This window comes from Chitinophaga sp. SYP-B3965 (assembly GCF_009647655.1).
GTDB lineage: Bacteria > Bacteroidota > Bacteroidia > Chitinophagales > Chitinophagaceae > Chitinophaga.
Map to the genome: position 1 here is coordinate 2582907 of NZ_WJFD01000001.1, position 25352 is coordinate 2608258.

The 25352-nt window shown below is 45.9% G+C and carries 14 protein-coding genes; 10 read left to right on the forward strand and 4 right to left on the reverse strand.

Going from position 1 to position 25352, the window contains the following annotated elements; all coding sequences use genetic code 11:
- Positions 1–5 precede the first annotated feature (5 nt).
- Positions 6–1028 (reverse strand): SDR family NAD(P)-dependent oxidoreductase, encoded by a 1023-nt coding sequence (locus GFS24_RS10045; protein WP_153659430.1) that lies wholly within the window; start codon positions 1026–1028, stop codon positions 6–8.
- Positions 1029–1229: 201 nt separating this feature from the next.
- Here GFS24_RS10045 and GFS24_RS10050 point away from each other — a divergent pair, with 201 nt between their 5' ends.
- Together GFS24_RS10050 and GFS24_RS10055 are read left to right on the forward strand one after the other, a co-directional pair.
- Positions 1230–2045 (forward strand): phytanoyl-CoA dioxygenase family protein, encoded by an 816-nt coding sequence (locus tag GFS24_RS10050; protein WP_153659431.1) that lies wholly within the window; start codon positions 1230–1232, stop codon positions 2043–2045.
- Between the two features lie 17 nt (positions 2046–2062).
- Complete coding sequence (locus GFS24_RS10055; protein ID WP_153659432.1) at positions 2063–4810, forward strand: alpha-L-rhamnosidase; 2748 nt, start codon at positions 2063–2065, stop codon at positions 4808–4810.
- Here GFS24_RS10055 and GFS24_RS10060 read toward each other — a convergent pair.
- The 3 genes from GFS24_RS10060 to GFS24_RS10070 form a co-directional block, all read right to left on the reverse strand.
- A complete protein-coding gene (locus GFS24_RS10060; protein WP_153659433.1) occupies positions 4794–5687 on the reverse strand; it encodes an AraC family transcriptional regulator in 894 nt (297 codons plus the stop codon). The genes GFS24_RS10055 and GFS24_RS10060 overlap by 17 nt on opposite strands.
- A gap of 70 nt (positions 5688–5757) precedes the next feature.
- On the reverse strand, positions 5758–7092 hold the full coding sequence (locus tag GFS24_RS10065) for a hypothetical protein (protein ID WP_216647383.1): 1335 nt from the start codon (positions 7090–7092) through the stop codon (positions 5758–5760).
- Positions 7093–7109: 17 nt separating this feature from the next.
- The gene (locus tag GFS24_RS10070; protein ID WP_216647384.1) at positions 7110–10199 is read right to left on the reverse strand and encodes a SusC/RagA family TonB-linked outer membrane protein; all 3090 of its coding nucleotides are present in this window, start codon (positions 10197–10199) and stop codon (positions 7110–7112) included.
- 334 nt (positions 10200–10533) lie between these two features.
- Here GFS24_RS10070 and GFS24_RS10075 point away from each other — a divergent pair, with 334 nt between their 5' ends.
- The 8 genes from GFS24_RS10075 (at position 10534) to GFS24_RS10110 (ending at position 25283) form a co-directional block, all read left to right on the forward strand.
- Positions 10534–11817, forward strand: coding sequence for a TCR/Tet family MFS transporter (locus tag GFS24_RS10075; protein WP_153659434.1), 1284 nt, complete (start codon positions 10534–10536; stop codon positions 11815–11817).
- A gap of 191 nt (positions 11818–12008) precedes the next feature.
- A complete protein-coding gene (locus GFS24_RS10080) occupies positions 12009–12599 on the forward strand; it encodes an RNA polymerase sigma-70 factor (RefSeq protein WP_153659435.1) in 591 nt (196 codons plus the stop codon).
- A 75-nt stretch (positions 12600–12674) separates the two neighbouring features.
- Positions 12675–13643: a FecR family protein gene (locus GFS24_RS10085; RefSeq protein ID WP_153659436.1), complete on the forward strand. Its 969-nt coding sequence runs from the start codon at positions 12675–12677 to the stop codon at positions 13641–13643.
- A 194-nt stretch (positions 13644–13837) separates the two neighbouring features.
- Positions 13838–17419, forward strand: a complete 3582-nt coding sequence (locus GFS24_RS10090) for a SusC/RagA family TonB-linked outer membrane protein (RefSeq protein WP_153659437.1) — start codon at positions 13838–13840, stop codon at positions 17417–17419.
- A gap of 19 nt (positions 17420–17438) precedes the next feature.
- A complete protein-coding gene (locus tag GFS24_RS10095) occupies positions 17439–19040 on the forward strand; it encodes a SusD/RagB family nutrient-binding outer membrane lipoprotein (RefSeq protein ID WP_153659438.1) in 1602 nt (533 codons plus the stop codon).
- Positions 19041–19062: 22 nt separating this feature from the next.
- The gene (locus tag GFS24_RS10100; RefSeq protein WP_253906426.1) at positions 19063–19683 is read left to right on the forward strand and encodes a hypothetical protein; all 621 of its coding nucleotides are present in this window, start codon (positions 19063–19065) and stop codon (positions 19681–19683) included.
- 70 nt (positions 19684–19753) lie between these two features.
- Positions 19754–22504, forward strand: a complete 2751-nt coding sequence (locus GFS24_RS10105; protein ID WP_153659439.1) for a M14 metallopeptidase family protein — start codon at positions 19754–19756, stop codon at positions 22502–22504.
- 7 nt (positions 22505–22511) lie between these two features.
- A complete protein-coding gene (locus tag GFS24_RS10110) occupies positions 22512–25283 on the forward strand; it encodes a M14 metallopeptidase family protein (protein ID WP_153659440.1) in 2772 nt (923 codons plus the stop codon).
- The last annotated feature ends 69 nt before the right edge of the window (positions 25284–25352 follow it).

Consider the following 25352-nt stretch of genomic DNA (forward strand, 5'->3'; position numbering starts at 1 on the left):
CAAATTTAGTTAACCGGGAAGGAAATACCGGTCATTTCTTCCGTTAAGGTCCATAATTTCTGCGCATTATGAGCATCTACCGAATAAGGCTGTACACCACGCAGCGATAACGGGTCATCGTAGTTATGCGGGATATTACCTTCATCCAGTTCGGCAACGTCTGTATTCTCACAATACACTCCTCCAATACCATTTAGCGCAGCATTCGTAGCACACCATACGGATGTGGAAGCACCCTGCTCAACGTTTTTGAGTTTGGCCGCCACGTCTGGCTTTATATTTCCGTTTTCATCGTGGGTACCCATTTGCTGGAATAGAGCCATCGGAGCAACACGCCCCAGGTCTGTACCATTTACTGATCCTGGGTGCACAGAGAAAGCCCGTACGCCAAAAGCTTTACCACGATGGTCCAGTTCTACTGTAAAGAGGTTATTAGCTGTTTTGGATTGGCCATACCCTTGCAATGTTTCATATGCCCGGTTGGTAAAATTAGGATCTTCAAAATTGAACGGCGCCATTTGGTGACCGTAGGAAGATACATTCACCACCCGCGCACCTTTTGCCTTCTGTAATGCCGGCCAGAGTTTTGCCGTTAACTGAAAGTGCCCCAGGTGGTTAGTAGCAAGCTGAGATTCATAACCCCGTTTATCACGTTGCAAGGGAACCCACATAATACCTGCATTGTTCACCAGGATGTGGAGCCTGTCGTGCGCAGCCAGGAACCTTTCTGCAAAGCGATCGATAGATGCAGGGTCCATCAGGTCCATTTCTTCAATGGTTACGTTATTTACCCCCTGTAAATTGTTGGTAGCTTTCCGGACATCCCGCGCCGGCACGATCACTTTTGCACCTGCAGCAACAAAAGCTTTAACAGTTTCTAGCCCTATACCTGCATAACCGCCGGTAACGATAGCTGTTTTACCCTGAAGGTCAATTCCTTTTATAACATCATGAACAGTGGATGTTGCACCAAACCCGGAATAGGTGGGTTGTTGTAAGGCGCCGTTGTAATTGTCTTGCAAATTCATTTTTATGATTTTTTACAAGACAAAGCTACTTCGCCGGCCACAAACCCATTTTGTTTAAAACGTCAATTTACTTTGTTTTAAACGTCAATTTAACTGGTCAAAAAACAGTACCGTTTTATCATAAAGTACAAACAAATTCCTATTTCCTCCATGTTCACCTGTTCGTTTATCTGCTTTCTTTGAAGTATAAACTGATACAACATGAAACATGAACTTTCTCAAACCCAAATCTCTCAATACCAGCAGGACGGATTCCTGGTGATCGAAGATTTCCTGAGCCCGGATGATCTGGCATTCTGGAGAGAAGCCCTGACGGAAGCACTCGCTAAACGCAATGGCAATAAAATGCCAGACAGGAAAGAAGTATACGGAAAAGGTGATGATGCAGATAAATCTTACTACGACAATGTTTTTGACCAGATGATCAATCTCTGGCAGGATAATGAAAAAATAAAAGACATCATGCTGGATGCCCGGATCGGGAAAATGGCAGCAGAACTTTCAGGTGCAGATGGTATAAGGATCTGGCATGATCAGGCGTTGGTTAAAAAGCCCTGGGCCAATCCTACCTCCTGGCACCTTGATACACCTTACTGGTCTTTCACAGACCGCCGTGCATTATCTATATGGGTAGCACTGGATGATGCCACACTGGAAAACGGTTGCCTCTTTTTTATTCCCGGCTCTCATCTCAAAACAACGTTTGAAAATCCCGGTATTGGAAAAAATATGGGCGCCATCTTTTCCGTATATCCTGAATTTAAAACCACCCGTGCCGTAGCTGCTCCCATGAAAGCAGGCAGCTGTTCTTTTCACAACGGCCTTACTATTCATGGTGCACATGCAAACATGACACCCGGTTACCGCCGTGCTATGACCTGTGCTTACATGCCGGATGGTAATACTTTTAATGGCATACAGAATATATTGAATGATGAACAGGTGGCCCGTCTGAAGACAGGCGACCTCCTGAACGATGATAAACAGAACCCGTTGTTATACAGCAGAACAAAATAATTCTATTATTTTACAGGATGCCAATTCGCTTTATTCTAGCCATATGCCTGCTGGCCGCTCCATCTGCAGGATGGAGCTCAGCAGGTACTCCCTTTTCCATTTCGCACCTTACCTGTGAATACCTCACAGACCCACTGGGTATTGACCAACTCCGGCCTTCACTGGGCTGGCAATTAAGTTCACCAGGGAAAGGGCTGATGCAAAGTGCTTACCAGGTATTGGTAGCCTCCAGCAGGGAACTGCTGGATAAGAACACCGGTGATGTATGGAACAGCGGTAAAGTACTCTCTGCACAAAGCCAGCACATCCGCTATGCAGGTCCTGCATTGCAGGCAGGGAAATATTACTACTGGAAAGTAAAAGTATGGAACGGCCAAACGAAAAATGCAAAATGGAGCAGCAATGCTTTGTGGAGTATGGGGCTATTATCTGAAAAGGACTGGCAAGGCCAATGGATCTCCGGCAAATATGCAGCGGTGTCTTCCAAACGTGCTTCTATGGATACCTGGGGCAAAAATGAAGGTTATACTTCTCCGGATACTGCTGCCATGTACTTCAGGAAATCATTTATACAGGACCGCCAGCTGAAAAAAGCAACTGCCTACGTTAGCGGACTGGGTTACTATGAACTGTATATGAATGGCCACAAGATCAGCAACCGTGTGATGGACCCAGCCTTTACAGATTATCAGGTACAGGTGAACTATATCACACATGACGTAACGCGCAATATCAAAAAAGGACAGAATACCATTGGCGTTATACTTGGCAATGGGTTCTATAACACACCTACTGCAGACCTCTTCCAGATGCAGCTGGCCAATTGGAAAACACCACCCAAAGTAATTGTCAACCTCCGGCTGGAATATACAGATGGGCAAACCGTGGTGATCGCAACAGATACCTCCTGGAAATGGCATACCGGAGAGATCGTGTATAACAGTATCCGCAGCGGGGAAACCATTGATCACCGTGCAACTGAGCACAACTGGAACAATGTTCCTTTTAACGATGCCCATTGGCTTTCTGCCATCACCGTTCCTCCCCCAACAGGTAAACTCACCACACAATACATTCCTCCCATGAGGGTGAACGAAGTGATAAAACCAGAACGCATCACCGAACCGAAAAAAGGAACATACCTGGTTGACTTCGGAAAGAACATCACCGGCTGGGTATCACTGCATACAAAAGGAGTAAAAGGGCAGCAAGTAGATTGCTGGTATAATGAAGCACTCACAAAAGACAGTACATTAAACAAAAAATACAGCGCAAGCCATACAAAAGGACGTTTCCAACAGGAAATATTCATCCTCAACGGTGAAGGCAAAGAATATTTTGAACCTCGCTTTACCTATCATGGCTTCAGATATGTACAACTGGAAGGCCTCTCCGCTCCTCCTTCGCTGAACGATATCCAGGCAAAAAGTGTGCACACCAGCCTGGATACTACCGGTTACTTCTCCAGTTCCAGCACATCCTACAACCATTTGCAAAAAGCCATACAGCGTACGCTGCTCAACAGCATACATGGCATGCCTGCAGAAGAACCTACCCGTGAAAAAATGGGATGGACACTGGATGCATGGGTTACCATGGAATCATACCTCTATAATTTCGATGCTATCAATGCCTATAAAAAGAGCCTGCAGGATTATATCGATGCACAGGAACCTTCCGGGCATATTGCGTCCATTGTTCCTACCAATGGCTGGGCTTACCTCACACCTGCTGGCACACCTGTTTACTTTGATGATCCCTGGTGGGGCGGAACCATCTTCCTGATCACGGATCAGCTGTTTGAATTTACCGGCGATACCGCCATTATTGCACATGCTTTCCCTGCGCTGAAAAGATACCTCGATTTTATATCCACCACTGCAAAGAATGATCTTGTATACTGGTCTTTAGGTGACTGGCTGGACCTTACACACAAAAATGGCCCGGGCCTTACACCTGTTGCACAAACCTCCACAGCAGGCTATTACTGGATGTCCAAAAGGCTTTCCGTATTTGCAAACCTGATCGGCGAAAAAAACATCGCGGCACAATATGCTGTGCAGGCAGAAAATATTAAAGACAAGTTCAATGCTGCCTTCCTTGACAGCAGCACAGGCTGGTACGCAAAAAACTCCCAGACTGCACAGGCCCTCCCTTTATACCTTGATATGGTTCCCGCAGCGTATAAACAAAAGGTGGAAGCCCGGCTCATGGATGCCATTGCAGGAAACAATGATCATGTAAGTGCAGGTTTTATTGGCGTGCTGCCACTGCTGAATTACCTCTCCACCTACGGCCATATGAATACCGCCTACAAAATGGTGAGCCAGAAAGAAAGTCCCGGATGGCTGCAGATGGTAAAGGATGAAAAAAGTACATTGGGAGAAAATCTCAACAACAAAGGATATGGCACAGGGCATCATCCATACGGCGCACATATCGGTTCCTGGTTATTCAAATACCTTGGGGGAATAAGGCCGGATAAAGAACATCCCGGATTTCAGCAGTTCATTATATCCCCGCAATTCATGCAGGACCTGGATGGTGTAACACTGCAAACACAGTCTTTGTACGGGAAGATGGTTGCTTCCTGGAAGCGCACCGGCAATACTATACAACTGGATATCACCATCCCCGGCAATACGACTGCAAAGATCATCCTGCCTCCCGGTATGAAGCCTGATCAATTGAATGGCGCTAAAATCTTAGAGGGGAATATACTCTCAGCCGGTTCCGGCAATTACCGGTTCACGATAACTGATTGAGATGTTCTATCCGGAATGCTTTGGGAGAAAGACCATTCTTTTTCTTGAATAGCTTTGAGAAATAAAAGATATCATCAAACCCGGTATGGTAAGCTACTTCTTCAACGTTGAGGCTAGTAGAAGTAAGTAGTTCCTTTGCTTTTTTCAGCCGCAGGTTCAGGTAATACTGGTTGGGAGAAATGCCTGCCTGTTCTTTAAATACTTTTCTAAACTTTGAATAGCCCATTGGTAACTCTTTCACCAGTTCCTGCAGATCGATGGGTTTCTCAATGGATTCGCGCATAAGGAATTTAGCTTTCGCGATCAGCTTGCCGGTAGGATCATTATCATAATGCTCGTAAATAGACATGGCATTTACCAATCCCAAGATCTGCAACGTAATGCCGGTGATCACCTGGTGATACCCTACCGGGGAGGCTTTCACCACTTCCAGCAATTGCTGGAACAACATTAGCAGTTCTTCATTCAGACCAACATTCACCAGGGGCAGTTCCTTATTGAAAAAATCTTTACTCATCAGGCGCTGTGGATACTCTCCGTTAAACCCTACCCAATACTCTTCCCATCCAGATTTTTCATTTGGTTTATAACGATGCCATACCCCCGGGAACAGGAAGAAACAGGTACCGGCACTAACGTTGATCGAATTCGTTCCTACAGATTCAAAAACGCCTTCTCCTTTAGAAATGAATACAAGATAATAGCCATTTAAAATACGCCCGGAATTCCAGGTAAAATAATGGCTGCTGGGATGCTCATGTTTGTTACTGGGATATGACTGTGCAGGGGCTACCCTGGAGCACCCTACCGTGTTCACATAGAACCCCCACTTTTCTTCCAAAGCGGTAAAAGGTAAATATTTGTTATAAGCGATCATGCGTGGAATCAGTAAATTAAGCTAAGTTTCTGATAAATGAAAGGGCCTGCAAATTGCAGGCCCTTTTAAATTAAATACCCGGATCAGCCGGTGTATTCGTATTGTTATCTCTTTCAATTAAGGGATAAAGATAAAAGTTCCTGTTCCGTTCTTCACCCGCCACATTAGGTGCCGGCCGTGCAAAACGGCGGCTATCTTCCAATTCCTGGCCACTGATGAACATCTCCAGTCTTCTTTGTTTATAGATATCCGTCAGCAAAGCTGGCATGGTCATGGCACCACTGTAAGCAGGCTGAGAAGCCCCAATGCCATATATATCCGTCGTTTTGGTACGCACCGCATCCAGGGCAGTTTTACTTTGCGGGAACAGGGATTGCCGCGCATAGTTCTCTGCTATGATGAGGCTCATCTCTCCAGGTAAATAAACCGGATAGGAAGTAGTGATCACCTGCGCAAATCCTTTCAGCGGGAAAGTGGTAGGCCCCGTTCTGCTGATATAAAACCCAACGCGTGGATCGGATGCTGCAGGCACCGGCGCAAGTCCATTCCTTAAACCCAGCGTGGAATCAATAGCGCCAAAAACATTAACGGTAACATTCCATTCGCCGAGTGGATTGGTGTTAACTGCAGAAAACCGGAATTCAGATTTGATAACCTGGCTAGCCGCAGCGGCAAAGGCCAAAGCCTTATTGCCGGATGCAGCATTATAAGTTCCGGTGATCATGCTCTGTATATTGTAATACCTTGCCAGCAACGCTTTCACCGTATTCTTAATGTCTATGCCCGGAGGAACTTTAGTAAGGAACTTTGCGCTGGGACTAGTAGTTGCCAGATCTGCATCCACACTTTCCAAAGCCTCGATTGCTTTTTGCAAAGCATCCGCACGCGGACTGAACGCCGCATTCTCTCCCTTCACTAACGGTATCTGTTCAAAGAATTGCGCCAGTGTACCCAGGTTCAGCGCGTAAAAGATACTGGCGTAAGCCTTCAACCCTACCCTGTCCGCAGGATCTGCTGCTACTGTTAAGTTACTTAAAACAACTTCCGCTTCTGTTTTGCCCAGCAGGCATTGTGCCCACAATTGGGTCACTACAGCATTCCCTTGTGTTACGGCACCCTTACCGGTTTCCAGTTCCTTTTCAGCAGTATTACCAATGTTAATGGTATATAATGCATACACACTATATCCACCACCAATGGGTGCACAATATAACGGGCTCTGCCTGCCGATCGTAAACCTGCGCTGCAATCCGGCACAAAGGGTCATTAACCCCTCCACACTGGTTGTTACACTTGGAACGGAAGCAGCACTTGGATTAATGTATTCTTTATTACAGGAAATGATGGGAAAACAACTGCCCAGCATGAGTAATAAAATGGTCTGTTTTATTCGAAGCATTTTCATGTTGCAATAGTTTGAGATTAAAAACTAGCCCTGAAGGATAACTGAAATGTTCTTGGAATGGGCACATTACCAAAATCAATCCCTCTCAATACAGAACTGTTACCACCTGCATTTGTTTCAGGATCATATCCATCATAATCATCCCAGCTGATCAGGTTCCTGCCTACCAGTGAAATAGAAGATGATCTGATGAACCTGGCAAATGAAGGTAATTCATAAGACAGGGCCACTTCTCTTAACTTCACATAAGAAGCATCTTCCACACGCCATTCTTCTGTATTGTATACAGCGAAAATGTACCCCCTGGGTAGTTCACCCTTTATCTCCTTTTCGGAATAATCACCTATCCCTACACCCTGCCTTGTTCTCCTGTCCGCATTAAATACCTGATGCCCCAATGCGCCATCGATCAGGAAACTCAGGCTCAGTTTTTTGTAGGCAAGACTGTTATTAAAGCTCAGTATCCAGTCCGGGTTAGGATCTCCCAGTACTTTCCGTTGCAATACTTTTGCGGTGGGGTTATTAACTGCCGCAATAGGTCTGCCGGCAGCATCCAATGCCAGATTACCACTGGCATCCCTTTCAAAATAGTTACCATAGAAAACTCCCAGCGGCTGGCCGGCCATGATAACTGATACAGAACCGGCGGCATTAGCCAGTGCAATAGGTGATACCTGGCTGGAGGATGTTACCAGGTTCTCGTTCTTACTTACAGATGCGCTGATATTCCAGTTGAAATTATTACCGGAAACAGGATTGGCGCTGATACCAAGCTCCCATCCCTTATTCGTAAGATTACCTACGTTAGCTGTTTTGTTGCTGCCTCCGGAAGATGGAGCAAGCACCCTGGCTACAAGCAAAGAATTACCCACTATCTTCTTATTATACACTGTAAAGATCACTCCCAGTTTATTATTCAGGAAAGACAGGTCAGTACCAAATTCAAACTCACTGGACCTTTCAGGTTCCACAGTTTCATTACCCAAAGTTGGATCAATATTATAAGTAGCAACTCCGTTAATACTACCGGATAGATAAGTATTAAACCTTGAATAGGACCCAATGCCACTGAGATTACCGGCAAGCCCCCAGGAAGCCCTTAGCCTCGCAGAACTGAACCAGTTGCCTATATCTTTCCAGAAATCCATATCACTGAGACTAAAAGAACCACTCACTTTTGGATAGAAGTACGTTCTTGTATCTTTAGGGAACACAGTACTACCATCTATCCGGGCAGCTCCTGTGATGAAAAGGATACTTTTATACCCGAAGGTTTGTTGCAGGAACCCGCCAAAGATCTGCTTTTGATCATAAGTATAACGGGGATCTAGTTTTACCGCAGCGCCATTGATGGTAGTGATCCCTGGCAGCATATCCCGCCCTTCATTAAACAAACCTGTAAGCTTCTGATACTGATGATTGAAACCAGCAACCGTTAAAGAAGAGAAGTCGCTGAATTTCTTTTCATAAGAAATATTAATATCATTATTGATCTGGAAAGAACTCACCAAAGCGTTAGATGCATAACCCAACCCCTCCTGTGCAGCGATGTAAGGATACCTGTCTATCTGATTACTTCCTTCCTGGCTATAATTATCTATACCGAGGATATAATCTATACTCAGCCCTTCAACTGGCCTGAGTTTCACCTGCAGATCTGTGATCGTTCTGCTAACGGACTGGTTCAGCCTCATATGCTCGATCACGCTCAGCGGATTTACACGGGTAGGCTCTACCCCCTTAAGATTACCATTCACATCCCTCTCCTCTATATTATAGATGTTATTAGTGATGTTGATGGAATTAATGGGGCTCCAGAACACATTCCCATTGGGCTTTTCATTGGAAAAGCTATTCACATAGGATATACCGCCGATCAAGGTCAGGTATTTATTAACCGTCTGCTCTATCCTGGTTTTAAAGTTAAACCGCCTGAAATTCGTATTCTTTATAATACCCTCATTGTTATAATAACCGCCGGAGAAATAATATTTTGTTTTCTCTGTTCCTCCGCTCAATGAAACGTAGTTATCAGTTCCGATGCCTGTACGGAAGATCTCATCCTGGTAATCATAACGGGTAACATCCACCAGGTCAGTTGACAATCTCCTCACCTGCCCGTCAGGTCTGTTATAGATAGTAACATTTCCCGGCCCGTCACTGATATTCCCCAAACGGAGTGCGGCAGATCCAAACTGTTTACCATAAGTGGAGATGTATACCTTCTTCCGTAAAGAGTTCGCGATGATGCTGGTACCAAAGTCAATTTTCATTTGCCCGGCTTTTCCGGATTTAGTAGTGATCAGCACTACACCATTACTGGCTCGTGAACCGTAAATGGCGGAAGCGGAGGCCCCTGGTATGATATCTATCTTTTCAATGTCATTAGGATTAATATCCGCCATACGGTTCGTTCCCATATCAGGAGTACCCGTTCCAACACCAAGGTTCGCTACACCCGTAGCGGATACGTTCAGGTTCGTTACATTAATGGTTGAATTACTCACCACCACCCCATCAATAACATACAAAGGTTCTGCAGATCCCATGATGGTACTTGTACCTCTCATACGAACGGAAATACCACCGGAAGGATCACCTGAAGTTTGCTGGATCTGTGCACCGGGCACCTTCCCCTGCAGGGCTGCTCCCAGGTTACCAGATCCTGTATTGCTCAGCTGTTTGGCATCTACGGAATTAACCGTATTCCCCAGCTGTTTCCGGGATTGTCTTAAGGTAGAACCGATTACCACAATTTCATCCATCTTCAGCACATCCTCTTCCATTTGCATATCTGCGGTAATATCAGCGCCGCCTATCGTAATGGTTTTATTCTTCTGCTTGAAGCCGATACCGGAGAACTCCAATACATAAGTGCCGGCCTGTACAGTCGCGGCAAAGTTGTATTTGCCATTAGCATCTGTACTGGCGCCAACAGTGGCATTACGGACACGTACCGTAATACCGGGCAGCGAAGTTCCGTCCGGTGCAGTAACGGTTCCGCTTATACGCACCTGGGAATAGGCAAGGGCGGTAATTAGTTGAAAAAACAAGATCAGTGAAAATGCTTTCCATCGTCTTTGTTTCTTCATGAATAAATTTCTCATGATGTGCAATTTTGGCGTTAATGAAAAAAAAGAAAGAATACCAGCTTCAGGGACGAAGCTTGGTGAAGCAGAATAGTTTTGGTTGAATTAATGAATCCTTATTCTCTTTGTAAATCTTTACTAAAGATAAAGAAAAATGCTTTCTTCCGAACTGGAAAAGTATAGATATCCGGGTTATACCTAACTGAATACCATATAATTGCAGCAATGGCTCCTGTATAAGGCCGGCTTTTTTATCTAATTGACGTAATCGCCCTATAAATTGGCGTATTCACATCCCCTGTTGTTAAGTATTTGGCCGTAAGTTTGTGCCACTTAAAACCACAGCCTAACCATGCAAACCACTAACAAGAAAGCTGCCCTCGGCTTTATCTTCGTCACCTTACTGATAGATGTAATGGGATGGGGCCTGATCATTCCCGTGATGGCAGACCTGATTGCACAGTTAAAAGGTATTCCCGTAAACGAAGCCAGTACTTACGGTGCCCTTTTACTATCCGTTTTTGCCATCGCACAATTTTTATTTGCCCCACTGGTGGGCAACCTGAGTGATAAGTATGGCCGCCGCCCTATCTTATTATTTTCCTTATTAGGTTTTGGGATCGACTACATCATCCTGGCACTGGCACCAACTTACGGCTGGTTATTTGTAGGCCGTATCGTTGCCGGTATTACAGGCGCCAGCTTTACTACTGCTACTGCTTACATTGCGGATATAAGCCCGGATGAAACAGCAAGGGCCAAGAATTTTGGTATGATCGGCGCTGCCTTTGGTTTAGGATTTGTGCTGGGACCCGCACTGGGCGGCTTATTGGCCACCTGGGGCATCAGGGCACCTTTTTATGCCGCTGCCGCACTTTGCCTGCTGAACTGCTTATACGGATACTTCTTATTACCGGAATCATTAAGCAAAGAAAACCGCAGGCCCTTTGAATGGAAACGCGCTAATCCATCCGGCTCTCTGAAATTCTTAACCAAACATCCTGAGATCGGTGGCCTGGCCATCAGCTTTTTCCTTATCTACCTGGGAGCCCAGGCAGTACAGGGTAACTGGAACTTCTTCACCATCTATCGTTTTAACTGGAGCGAAAAAATGGTGGGTATTTCCCTGGCAGTGGTAGGTGTACTGGTTGGCGCCGTACAGGGAGGATTGACCAGGGTGATCATTCCTAAGATCGGAAATGAAAAAAGTATCTACCTGGGGCTGGGGCTTTATACATTAGGCCTGGCTCTCTTTGCCTTTGCCACAGAAGGATGGATGATGTTCGCTTTCCTGATCCCTTATTGCCTGGGCGGAATATGCGGGCCTTCACTTCAATCTGTAATATCCGTTCATGTACCCGCTAATCAGCAGGGAGAACTGCAAGGCGCCCTCACCAGTTTAATGAGCCTCACTACTATTATTGGCCCATTGATCATGAACGGCACATTTGCTTACTTTACGTCTGCACACGCCCCGTTCCATTTTCCGGGGATCCACTTTTTGATTGGAGCAGCCTGTATGTTACTCAGTATCATTATTACAAATAAGGTACTTAACCGGGAGAAGAAAGAACGCCCTGATCTGCTGGAAGCCATCAAAGGAACCGGTAGTTTAAGTGAAACGCCCATGCATTAAGCTATTTATTGTCTATAAAAAAAGCCTTTAAGCAAAACGCTTAAAGGCTTTTTTAGTATTAGTATTATACATTACATATTTTATAATAAGTTCTTTTTACTTGTACTAAGTACATTTATTTATGTTTTCGTTATAATTTTCAGGATTTTTTTTGTTCTTTTATAGTCGTAAGTCAAATCATCGTTAAAAAATTGGATATTAAAAACAAATACCATTCTTTAGATGAATCTATAATTCTTGCTTCCCTGAGAGAAGGCGATATGGAAGCCTTTAAACATATTTACGACAGTTACTGGCCCAAATTATATGGTTATGTATATAACCGCCTGAAAAGTAAAGAAGCCGCAGAAGAGATCATACAGGAAGTTTTCTTTGCCCTCTGGAAGAAACACAAAGAACTGGAAGTAACCCATTCCCTTTCCTCCTACCTGTTCACCGCCGTAAAATACCAGTTATTAAATTACATAAAGGCAGCCAATATCCGGCAAAATTATGCCCGGCATTTTTTAAGCGCTGAAAAGATAACGGATAACTCCAATGAAGAGCAGGTGAACGCCAACGACCTGAAGAAGACCATGGATAAAGCAGTAGCCATGCTGCCCGAAAAATGCCAGCAGGTTTTCCGCATGAGCCGCCATGAACAGCTCTCTATCCGCGACATTGCAGACACCCTGCACATCTCCCACAAAACAGTGGAAAACCACCTCACCAAAGCGCTCCGGCAACTACGGACCGTATTAGGCCATTACCTTTGCCTGACCGTTATACTCCTGATAAAATAAATTTATACGCCGCGTAGGTGTTCCCCTCTTCTCAGTTTACTTACTTATTAGAAACACCATTACCACGCAGCAACTATGGACAATAATGCAATTAAAAAACTGATCGATCAATATTTAAAAGGCCAACTCTCCGCCCAGGAAGCAAAACAGGTGGAACAGTTGCTGGAAAGAATGGCGGACGAACAGGCATTTGAAACCTTACCGGAAGAAGAACGGGAAGAAGCCCGACAGGGAGGCTACGAGCGGTTATTGACACGTATCCAGGCAGCAGAACAACCTGCGCCGGTAAGAAAGTTAAAACGATTAAAGATAGCTGCCACGGTAGCGCTCTTTATTATAGCCGGTACCTTATACAGGAATAATTTATTAAACCTGGTAGCGCCGCACCGCCTTACAGATGTTACCAGCGCCAAGGGTAAGATCAGGAAACTGATCCTGTCAGACGGTTCTATAGTATGGCTAAAGGACAGCAGCAAACTGATCTTCCCGGTTACTTTTGGTAAAGGCAGCCGCGTTGTAACACTGGAAGGAGAAGCACTGTTTGAAGTAGCAAAAGATGCAGAACATCCTTTTTATATCCATTGCGGTCCATTAACTACGCAGGTATTAGGAACCAGTTTCAATATCAGGAGTAATGGCCAGCAAACGGAGGTAACTGTACTAACAGGCAAGATATCATTATCCTCCGCAAAAGCCGGGCGCATCATGGTATATCCAAATGAAAAAGCAGTATATGCTGTATCATCTGAAACCATTGCCAAAGATCATAAAGCAGTGCACCCGCTGCATGAACTTACCCGCGGCACGGAATATGACATGGCTTTCAACGACGCCAATATGCAGGAGGTAATAAAACGCATCGAAAACAAGTTTGATATACAGATCCTACTGAAAGACACTACGATCAATCATAATTTAATCACAGCCGATCTTACTGATCAATCTTTAGAGAACACTATGAAGATGATCGGGCAGGCACTCAACCTGGAGGTATTAATGGAGGGAAAAACAATCTCTCTGCAACAGCAAACAAGACACAACTAAAAAACACAACAACCAAAATCAAACTGAAAAAAGGCAAGCCTATGACTAAAGTAAGCACTGATTAAAAAAAGGAAAGCAGGAGGGTTGACATCCCTCCCGCTGCAAAATGATAGCCCAAGTATTCGCCGCACTGACATGCGGCAAGGGAATTCCTTGTGTCGTTCAACTAAATCTACTAACAAGAAATCTGGACTATGTCTACAAATGTAAGCGCAAAAGCCCTTCTCTCCAAATCCATGCAAACGGCGTCCCGACACCTTATGGCAGCAGTTTTCCTCTTCGGGATCACGTATGCTAAAGCAGGTTATTCACAGGGAATCCTTAATAAAAGGATCTCCATACAGGTGGATGATATGAGCTTAAAGAACGTCCTGCACCAGATCGGAAATCAAGCGGATGTTAAGTTCGTGTACAGTTCCAGTCATATTGCATTAGACCAAAAAGTAACGGCCAGTGCCCGCCAGGAAGAGCTGGGTAAAGTACTGAACAAATTATTCAACCGCACTGAAATTGATTTTGAAGTAAGCGATCGCTTTATTATCCTCAAAGAGAATAATGATGTGGACATCAAACCACTTGCAAGCGTACACGCTGTAGCTGATTCTCTCATCAAAGGAAAAGTATTCAGTGAAACAAATGAACCTTTCCCCGGTGCCACCATCCTGGAGAAAGGTACCGGTAATGGTGCCACATCCGGCCCAGACGGCGCATTCTCTTTGAAAATAAAACAGGGCGCTACGCTGATAGTTACTGCTATCGGCTATCAGCCCCTGGAGATCATGGCATCAAATGCTAAGAGCATCCATTTAAAAGTAGCCGTAAAGCAATTACAGGACATCGTTGTAACAGCTGCCGGTATTGCCCGCCAGAAGAACAGCCTGGGTTATTCCGTATCTACTGTTACATCAGATAAGCTGGCACAAAAATCAGAACCAGACCCCGTACGCGCCCTCACAGGAAAAGTAGCGGGTGTAAATATTCAATCAGCTGGCGGTGTTGCCGGTGGTGCTACTAATATCACCATCCGCGGTAACTCTTCCCTCAATGGAAACAACCAGCCTTTATTTGTGGTAGATGGTGTTCCCTTTGACAACTCCAGCTTTGCCAACGTAGGTGCCACTTCCGTTGGTGGTGTAGGTGTTACCAACCGTGCGTTTGACCTGGACCCCAATAATATCCAAAGCATGACAGTACTGAAAGGTGCTGCTGCTGCTGCATTATATGGTTCCCGCGCAGCCAACGGCGCTATCATCATTACCACAAAAGCCGGTAAAAAGATGAGCCGTAAAGGAACAGAGATCACTTACAGCACATCTTATGCTTTTGAAAATGTAGCAGGCCTGCCGGAATATCAAACAAAATATGGACAGGGTACCAATAACGATTACCGGCATGGTGTATATGCTTCCTGGGGCCAGCCCTACCCTGGTGTAAACAGCTTGCTGCCTACCCGTACCACAGTACCACATCAATTAACAAGGACCTTTGGATCAGACGTATTTCCGGAGTTCTATGAAGCAGATGGCGTAACGCCCATCCAGGTGCCTTATAAGTCTTATGCAGACCAGAACGTGAAAAACTTTTTCCGAACAGGTAATGTGTATGAGAATGCCATCACCATTTCTTCCGGTAGTGAAAAAGGGAATTTCAATGCAGGTTTCTCTCATACTATGAATAATGGTGTGGTGCCTTCTAATGAGATCAACCGCACTTCCGTGAATGTAGGCGGTAACATTAAACTGGAAAATAAATTTTATGCCAGCGGTTCCATCAACTATGTAACCACCCGGCAAACAACACCTCCTATCGGCGGCACTACCGGTTCTATCATGTCTGCGCTGATGTATGTTCCTACCAGCTTTGACCTTACCAACTATCCTTTCGAAAATCCAAACGATGGCAGTAACGTATATGACTATACCGGTGTGGACAATCCTTACTGGTCTGTAAAACACAGTCCATCCACCAGCGCGGTAGACCGTTATTATGGCAACCTGATCCTGGGTTTTGATCCCACCCCCTGGCTGAATATCCAGAACACCATCGGGTTCAATTCCTACACAGATCGCCGTACGAATGTACGCGGTAAAGGATCTGCCTCTTATCCTAATGGTAGTATCACCACAGATAACATCTACCGTCAGGAACTGGATAACACATTGCTGGCAACTGTTACCACCAAGCTGAAACCAGACCTTTCCCTGCGGGCCATTGTAGGTAACAACGTGAACCAACGGCTCACTGACCGCAAAGCTTTTTATGGTGATAACATTATCGTAGCGGACCTGGTAGACATTCACAACACCAGTTCCATTACACCCATCCAGCTCAACAACAACAGAAATCTCCTGAAGCAGCGTTACTTCGCCTTCTTTACAGATATCACTTTTGATTACAAGAACTTCCTTTCCCTCAACTTTGTAGGAAGGAACGACGTTTCCTCTACCCTGCCCAAAAATAACCGCAGTTATTTTTACGGTGGTGTGAATGGTTCTTTTGTATTCACAGATGCTTTCCAGATGACAGACCGGGTGCTGAGTTTTGGTAAGATCAGGGCTGGTTATACAAGAGTAGGTAACGAAGCATCTCCTTATCAAACGGCTGCTTTTTACCAGATCAATCCTTCACTGGGCGCTCCTAACTCTCCCGGTAATATAGGTTTGCCTTTTACCGGTAGCAACGGTTCCTATAACGTAGTAACAAAAACAGATGTACTCACCAATCCAAACCTGAAACCGGAATTCATTACGGAGCTGGAACTGGGCACAGAGTTAAGGTTCTTCAACAGCCGCATTGGGATAGACTTCACTTACTACAATAAGAAAAGTACTTCCCAGATCTTTGAAGTAACTGCTGCGCCTTCTTCCGGTTACACTACTCAAATACTCAATCTTGGCGAAGCCACTAATAAAGGTGTGGAAATAGGCCTTACCATTGCAGCCCTGCAATCCAACAACGGGCTTAACTGGAACATCAATGCCAACTTTACACGTAACCGCAACATCATCCAGGACCTGGGAGGTTATGAACGTTTCAGTTACGGCGGCACAAGTGGTACCAGCAGCGTACACATTGTAGGCCATCCTTATGGACAGATCCAGGGTACCGGATACGCAAGAGATGATGAAGGCAATATCCTGATAGACCCTAATACCGGCAAACCACTGGTATCAGGTGCTTTACTGGCCATCGGGAATCCGAACCCTGATTTCATGATGGGTATCACCAACACTTTCCACTTCAGGAACTTTGGTTTAAATATCTTATTCGACTGGAAACAGGGCGGTAGTTTATTCTCTTCCACAATAGGTAATATGATGTCACGCGGTGTAACAAGAGATACAGAAGACCGTGAATTCCAGATCGTGGCGCCGGGTGTACTGGGAGACATCAATACACTCACTGCCCTGCTGGGTCAGGATGGCAAGAAGATCCCAAACAATGTGGCCGTATCCTACGAAGATCATTTCTTCAGTGGTGGTATGGGACCTGGTGGTGTGAATGAAGGCTCTATATTTGATGCCACTGTATTCCGCCTTCGTGAAATTGGATTCTCTTATGACCTGCCCAAAACAATGCTGAGCAGAACACCATTTGGTGCTATTTCCCTTTCTCTTTCCGGCCGCAATCTGTGGTACAAGGCACCGGGTTTCCCTAAGTACACCAACTTCGATCCTGAAGTGAGTACGCTGGGCGCCGGTAACTCTCAGGGATATGATCAGCTGGGTGTGCCTACTACAAAGCGTTTCGGGTTTAACTTAAAATGCTCTTTCTGATAATATAAACTATTCAAGGATGAGATTAAAACATATAACACATGCAATTGGTATCGCCGGGATCCTGTTTATGACGGGGGGCTGCAGTAAATTTGTAGATATCAATTCAGATCCCAATAACCCTACTACGGCGCAGTTGTCTTTACTGTTACCTTCTACGGAAATATCAATGGTAGGGAATATGTATGCATTGAACAGCGGCACTGCTACCTTTATGCAGCATACCGTTTTCTCTAATGGACTGAGCCGTTACCAGCAGCAAGGCACCAGCTTTGATGATTCCTGGAGCGGGTTTTACACCCAAACGTTAAATGACCTGCAAACGATCATCACCAGCGGGGCTGTACAGGATCAATGGGGATATGTAGGTATTGCACGATTGGAAAAAGCTTACCTCGTTACCCTGATGGTAGATATGTGGGGAGATATTCCTTTTTCTGAAGAAACAGGAGAAGGCCCGGTGAATGTAAGCCCTCCCTTCTTAAAAGGGAAAGACATTTACGAGAAATGCCTGGTGCTGATAGACTCCGCCTTAGTGAACCTGAATGGTGTTGCCGGAACTGCACTTGTACCCTCTTCAGCGGACCCCATTTATGCCGGCAATAAAGCAGCCTGGATCAGCATGGGAAAATCTTTGCAGCTAAAACTCTATAACGAGATCAGGCTGGTAGATCCGGCACGTTCTGCCACTGCCATCAAAGCATTGCTCACAGACCCTTCCAAACTGATCAGTTCCAATGCCACGGACTTCACCTTTAAATTCGGCACGAATCAAAATCCTAATAACCGGCATCCATGGCACCGCGCAGAATACCAGGGAGGTAAAACCTTCTACATGAGCCAGTCGCTGATAGACCTCTTGTTCACTAGCGATGATCCCCGTTTGCGTTACTATATTTCCCGGCAGAATACGACTGCAGGACTGAATAATTCCAATAACAGCAATGGTTATTATGGCCGTAATCCTGGTGATGGTACCGCCTCGCCGGCTGATCAAAGCCGCCGTTCTTCTTTTGGTATCTATCCTGCCGGCGGCCGGTATGACAATGCACCTATCAACAACCTGCCGCTTACAAATCTCTATCTCACCAATACAGGTGCAAACGGTACCGCTAAAGTACTGGCCGTTACAGATGGTACAGGAGCAGGTATCATGCCCATGATCACAAATGCCATGGTGAAATTTATCCGCGCAGAAGCAGCATTGACATTGGCTACAGGAGATGATGCAAGAATAAATTTCAGGGATGGCATTGTGGCACACCTGAACAGCCTGAGCACTTATGCAGCAGCCAATGGAGGTAACGCCCTGGCAGCAACGGCCATCGATGCTTTCGCCGCACGCCTGGTGGCACAGTATGATGCAGCAGATGAAGCTGGCAAGCTCAACCTGGTGATGACGCAAAAGTACATTGCACAATATGGCAACGGTATGGAAACCTATTCAGACTATCGCCGTACAGGGCTTCCCGTATTACGCGCACCTTTATCACCGCTGAATACTTTCCCCCTTCGATTGTACTATTCTGAAGCAGAGCTGACAGCCAACACCAATTTAGGTACCGATGCCAGCCAGCTGCAATTAGCGCAACAAACCACCCCGGTGTTCTGGGATAAATGATCCATCACGTAAAAAAAATATCATGATGAAACCACTAATATACCTGGCCACGCTGATCGTTATTGTATCATCCTGTAAGAAATCACATTACGAATGGGAGGACTACAAGTACACAGCAGTGCCCACCGTAAAGATCGATACGATCAAATCTGCCCTGCCTACATTCCAAAATGCAAAGGTGGTGTTCTTCAATCTCAACGATCCCAATCTCGCGAATGAACAATTTGCATTTGAACTGAACTGGGAAGGCTTTGGCAGAGAAGAAGTGACCTCGATAGAAGTATATACCAGCTTTAATAAAGCGGAAGCCAGCGTACCGGCTTATCCCCTGGTGATCTCCTACCCTGGCAACCTGTATCCCAATATTGCGCAGTTCCCTTTGCCCAGTATTGTAGGAACAGGTGATATATTATATGAAACGGTGACCACCTTCCCGAAGAGCTATTCTTTCACTGCTGCACAGCTGGCTACCATTACTAATGTAAACCTGGCAAATGTGGCAATAAATGATTATTTTATTTTCAAATTCATCCTTAATCTGAAAGATGGCCGCAGGATAGTGACCTTTTTCAACAATATAGCTGATGAAGCCCGTGGGGAGCCTGGCGATTGCCGCACAGGTGCCAGATTCAAGAGAGCTTAAATATGCATACACTTTAACAATAGTTGCCCGTTCGCAACTGTGAACGGGCAACTCTATACAACAAACCCTTATGATGTATAAATTCTATCGCATGTTGATCCTGTTGTTACTGATGGTAACAATAGCCTGGGCGCAAACAGTGCCTTCTCCGAAGGAGCACTTCGGATTTAATATCGGAGATGATTACAAACTAGCCACTTACACACAAACTGCGGAATACTTTAAGAAGCTCTCCGCTTCTAACCGTACCAAACTGGTGGATATTGGCTTAACCGAAGAAGGAAGAAGTCAGTATATGCTGATCATTTCAGACCCGGAGAATCTCAAGCAACTGGATCACTACAAACAGATCTCTCAAAAACTGGCGCATGCAGAAGGGTTAACGGACGAAGCAGCACGCAGCCTGGCCGCGGAAGGAAAAGCAGTAGTGTGGATAGATGGCGGCCTCCATGCAACGGAAGTAGTAGGCACCCATCAGCTGATTGAAAGCATGTACCAATTGGTGAGCCGTAATGATGCGGAAACAAAAGACATCCTGAAGAATGTGATCATCCTCATGACACACGCTAACCCTGACGGACAGGAAATTGTATCCAATTGGTACATGCGCGAAAGTGATGTAAAGAAACGTGCCCTGAATATCCCCAAGGTCTATAACAAATATGTGGGCCATGATAATAACCGGGACTACTACATGATGAACATGAAAGAGAGTCAGAACATCAGCCGGCAATTATTTGTGGAATGGATCCCGCAGATCATGTACAACCATCATCAGCGTGGCCCTGCAGGCTCTGTACTGGCAGGCCCTCCTTACCGTGATCCCTTCAACTATGTATTTGATCCCCTGATCATGACCACTACAGATGCTGTAGGTGCTGCCATGAATAACAGGTTGAATGTGGAAGGGAAACCTGGTTATACAGAACGGGAAGGTTCTCAGTTCTCTACCTGGTGGAATGGTGGCTTGCGTACCACACCTTACTTTCATAACATGGTAGGAATTTTAACAGAGATCATTGGCGGTCCCACACCTGAAAATATTCCGCTGGTACCGGAAAGACTGATACCCAAAGGCTCCACCCCTAATCCGGTTACCCCACAGGTATGGCATTTCCGCCAGTCTATTGACTATTGCGTATCACTGAACTATGCTGTACTGGATTATGCTTCCCGCTACCGCAGCAGTTTATTGTACAACATTTATAAGATGGGTAAAAATGGTATCGAACGGGGTGGTAAAGATAACTGGACCTTCTATCCGAAGTATGCAGACATGATCAAAGCCTCCAACAAAGCCGCCGATACCAGCAAAACAGATGCAGCAACCGGCGAAGGCGGAGAAAGTGAATTCTCTTTTGGCCGTGAAGATACCACCAGCACGAAGTTCTTTGATGCCGTATTAAAGAATCCAACCTACCGGGATGCCCGTGGTTATGTGATCCCTGCCGATCAGGCTGATTTTCCCACGGCCGTGAAATTCATCAATGCATTGAGCCGTTCCGGCATTACCATCCATAAAGCCACTGCGGCATTCAGCATTGCAGGTAAAAGTTATCCCGCTGGTTCTTATGTAGTGAAAACGGCGCAGGCTTTCCGCCCGCATGTAATAGATATGTTTGAACCACAGGATCACCCGAATGATTTTGCTTATGCAGGCGGCCCTCCCATCCGGCCATATGATGCAGCCGGCTGGACACTCGCTTTCCAGATGGACGTTCATTTCGATCGCATCCTGAATAGTTTTGAAGGTCCGTTCGTACAATTACCTTATGGCCAGATCGAAACACCACCGCAACAAAGCATAGCATTATCAAAAGCAGGTTATCTCATCAGCCCAAAGATCAATAACGCATTCAAAGCGGTAAATGATCTGCTGAAAGCCGGTATCAAAGTGTACCGTGTAACCACTGCAGCGGATGACGTTACACTGGGATCTTTCTATATCCCTTCATCTGCCAAAGCACAAAGCATCCTGCAACAAAGTAATATCGTAGTAAGCAGTGCCGCTAAAAAACCAACTGCACTCACTGCACTTTCACCGATGCGTATTGCCATCTGCGATAACTACGGTGGCTCCATGCCTTCCGGTTGGACGAGGTGGTTGTTTGAACAGTTCAATTTCTCATATGAAATGATCTATCCCAAAACGATAGATACCGGCGGACTGCGCAAGAAATATGATATGATCATCTTTACTGCCGGTGCTATTCCGGACACCGGCAAACCAAGAGCCGGTGCAGCCAGGGGAAGAGGTGGTGCACAACCAAAAGCAACCGACATTCCTGCTGAATACCGCCCATGGTTAGGCCGCATCAGTGCAGATACCTCCATTCCACAACTGAAAAAGTTCCTGGAAGAAGGTGGTCAGATCGTTACGATCGGCTCCAGCACCAATCTGGTGTATCACCTGAAGCTGCCGGTAACCAATGCACTCACAGAGAAAAATGCGAAGGGAGAAGAAAAACCACTGGTAGGTACCAAATATTACATCCCGGGCAGTTTGCTGATAGCAGACCTGGATACAACCGCACCAGCCAACTACGGCATGTCCGCAAAGAACGATGTGTATTTCGACCGCAGCCCGGTGTTTAAGTTCACGGAAGGCGCTAACATGCAAAAGCTGATGTGGTTCTCTTCGGAAACACCTTTACACAGCGGCTGGGCTTGGGGGCAAAAATACCTGAAGGATGGCATCGCTGCCTTTGTAGCGCCTGTAGGATCAGGGAAACTGTTTGTGTTTGGTCCTGAGATCACTTTCCGCGCACAATCACACGGCACATTTAAGTTATTGTTCAATCAACTGTATCAAACGAAATAATTGCTGCATGAAAAATAAATTCCCACTACTACTGTCCGCCATGTTGCTATTAGGCATGGCAACAGGATTTGCACAAAAAGTACCCTCACCGAAAGAACATTTTGGATTCAACATCGGAGACGATTACCAGCTGGCTAATTATACACAAACAGAAGCCTACTTTAAGAAACTCGCCTCCTCAGATCGTGTGAAACTCGTGGATATTGGTCTTACGGAAGAAGGACGGCATCAGTATATGATCATCGTTTCTTCTCCGAAGAACATACAGGAACTGGACAAATACAAATCCATTTCTAAAAAGCTGGCCCATGCAGAAGGGCTCACAGATGACCAGGCCCGTGTACTGGCAGAAGAAGGGAAAGCAGTAGTATGGATCGATGGCGGCCTGCATGCCACAGAAGTGGTAGGCACCCATCAGCTGATTGAAACAGCCTATCAGCTGATCTCCCGCACAGATGCAGAAACGCAGCGCATCCTGGATAATGTGATCATCCTTTTCACGCACGCCAACCCGGATGGACAGGAGATTGTATCCAACTGGTATATGCGTAACAGTGATCCTTTGAAGCGATCTACCGAGTTATTACCGGTACTGTATGAAAAATATGCAGGCCATGATAACAACCGGGATTTCTATATGATGAACCTGAAAGAAAGCATCAATATGGGCCGCCAGTTATACATAGAGTGGATCCCGCAGATCATGTACAACCACCACCAGCGCGGACCGGAAGGTTCTGTACTGGCAGGTCCTCCCTACCGCGATCCATTCAGTTTCTTCTTTGATCCTTTACTGGTAACCGGTATAGATGCATTGGGCGCTGCTATGATCAACCGCCTGAATGCAGAGAACAAACCCGGCTTCACCCGCCTGAATGGTTCCAGCTTTTCTACCTGGTACAATGGCGGTTTACGCACCACCTCTCAATTCCATAACCAGATAGGATTGCTCACAGAGATCATCGGCAACCCTACACCGGAAAAAATACCTGTAGTACCGCAAAGGCTCATCCCTAACGGCGCCACACCTTTCCCTGTATTACCGAATGACGACTGGCGTTTCCAACGCTCTATTGATTATTCTGTGTCCCTCAATTATGCTATCCTTAATTATGCGGCACGCCAGCGTGATGAAGTATTGTTCAACATCTACAGGATGGGCAAGAACGCCATAGAACGTGGCAGCAAAGATTCCTGGACGCTCTCTCCCAAAACCTCAGACTCCATAACGCAGACTTTCAGAAGAGACCAGGATGCAAAAGGTGTTAAACGCCCTGAAGATGATGGTTCCGATCCTTATGGCTGGAGAAGAAGGGGCAGCAATATTCCCCAGAGTTTCTATGATGGCGTATTAAAGAATCCGGCCAACCGTGATGCCCGCGGATACATTATCTCAGCTGATCAATCGGATTTTGCCACCGCCGTTAAGTTCATCAACACACTCGTTAAAACAGGGATTGCCATTGATAAAGCAACTACAGCTTTCACCGTTGCAGGCAAACAATATCCCGCCGGCTCTTACATCGTAAAAACAGCACAGGCCTTCCGCCCCCATGTGCTGGATATGTTTGAACCACAGGATCACCCGAATGACTTTCAATATCCCGGTGGCCCTCCCGTTCGTCCTTATGATGCTGCCGGATGGACACTCGCTTTCCAGATGGGCGTAGAATTCGATCGCATCATGGATGGCTTTGATGGTCCCTTTCAGCGATTACCTTATGGTGAATTACAAGCTCCTCCAAAACAAACAATAGCCGCAGGTACAGGTTATTTGTTAAGCCCGCATGAGAACAATTCTTTCCTGGCTGTAAATGATCTCCTGAAAGCAGGCATAAAAGTATTCCGTACTACAGAAGGCAGCGCAGGCATTGCACAGGGAACATTCTTTGTACCCGCAGGCGCCAAAGCAAAAGAGATATTACAGGAATCAGGATTAAAAGCTACCGCCGCTAAAAAACGCCCTGCTGCTACAGTAAGCGTGAACCAGATGCGCATTGCTTTATGGGATACCTATGGTGGCTCCATGCCTTCAGGCTGGATACGTTATATCATGGAACAATTCCATTTCCCTTACACCGTGATCTATCCAAAAGATATCGACGCAGGGGATCTGAACAAGAAGTATGATGTGATCATTTTCCCAACCCGTGCTATTCCGGCAGTAGGTGGTCGTGAGAATGCTGTGGGCAACAGTGGTTTTACACCCCGCGAACCAAAAGAAGAAGAAACACCGGAACAATACCGCGCTTCCATTGGTAAGATCACACCAGAAAAATCAATACCTGAGTTGAAGAAATTCCTGGAAGCAGGAGGTTCTGTTGTTACGATCGGTTCCAGTACGAGCCTGGCTTTCCATCTTGGGCTGCCCGTAAGTAATTACCTGGTGGAAAAAGATAAAGAAGGAAAAGAACGTCCATTAGCCGGCACCAAATATTTTGTGCCAGGCAGTATCCTGCACGTTTCGGTTGACAGTACACTCGCAGATACCTGGGGCATGCCGGCAGAAGGAAATGTAAACTTCGACAACAGCCCTGTATTCAAACTGGGTGATGATGCCAGGGGCAAAGGGATCAAACCTATCGCCTGGTTCTCCACAGATCATCCTTTACGCAGTGGCTGGGCTTTCGGGCAGGCTTACCTGAAAGATGGTGTAGCGGCTTTCATAGCACCGGTAGGAACCGGCAAGCTGTATGCATTTGGGCCGGAAATTACTTTCCGGGGCCAGAGCCACAGTACATTCAAATTGTTATTCAACGGTCTGTATGACCTGAAATAGTTAGCGTTTCAATCAATTAGTGGTATGTGAGCGGGGCCTTCTGGCTCCGCTCCTTTTTTTATAAAACCA

Coding starts and splice junctions, on each gene's coding strand:
- GFS24_RS10085 (WP_153659436.1), top strand. CDS start 12,675: ATGGACAATAATGCAATTAAAAAACTGATCGATCAATATTTAAAAGGC.
- GFS24_RS10105 (WP_153659439.1), top strand. CDS start 19,754: ATGATGTATAAATTCTATCGCATGTTGATCCTGTTGTTACTGATGGTA.
- GFS24_RS10070 (WP_216647384.1), bottom strand. CDS start 10,199: ATGAGAAATTTATTCATGAAGAAACAAAGACGATGGAAAGCATTTTCA.
- GFS24_RS10110 (WP_153659440.1), top strand. CDS start 22,512: ATGAAAAATAAATTCCCACTACTACTGTCCGCCATGTTGCTATTAGGC.
- GFS24_RS10060 (WP_153659433.1), bottom strand. CDS start 5,687: ATGATCGCTTATAACAAATATTTACCTTTTACCGCTTTGGAAGAAAAG.
- GFS24_RS10065 (WP_216647383.1), bottom strand. CDS start 7,092: ATGAAAATGCTTCGAATAAAACAGACCATTTTATTACTCATGCTGGGC.
- GFS24_RS10100 (WP_253906426.1), top strand. CDS start 19,063: ATGATGAAACCACTAATATACCTGGCCACGCTGATCGTTATTGTATCA.
- GFS24_RS10075 (WP_153659434.1), top strand. CDS start 10,534: ATGCAAACCACTAACAAGAAAGCTGCCCTCGGCTTTATCTTCGTCACC.
- GFS24_RS10055 (WP_153659432.1), top strand. CDS start 2,063: ATGCCAATTCGCTTTATTCTAGCCATATGCCTGCTGGCCGCTCCATCT.
- GFS24_RS10045 (WP_153659430.1), bottom strand. CDS start 1,028: ATGAATTTGCAAGACAATTACAACGGCGCCTTACAACAACCCACCTAT.
- GFS24_RS10095 (WP_153659438.1), top strand. CDS start 17,439: ATGAGATTAAAACATATAACACATGCAATTGGTATCGCCGGGATCCTG.
- GFS24_RS10090 (WP_153659437.1), top strand. CDS start 13,838: ATGTCTACAAATGTAAGCGCAAAAGCCCTTCTCTCCAAATCCATGCAA.
- GFS24_RS10050 (WP_153659431.1), top strand. CDS start 1,230: ATGAAACATGAACTTTCTCAAACCCAAATCTCTCAATACCAGCAGGAC.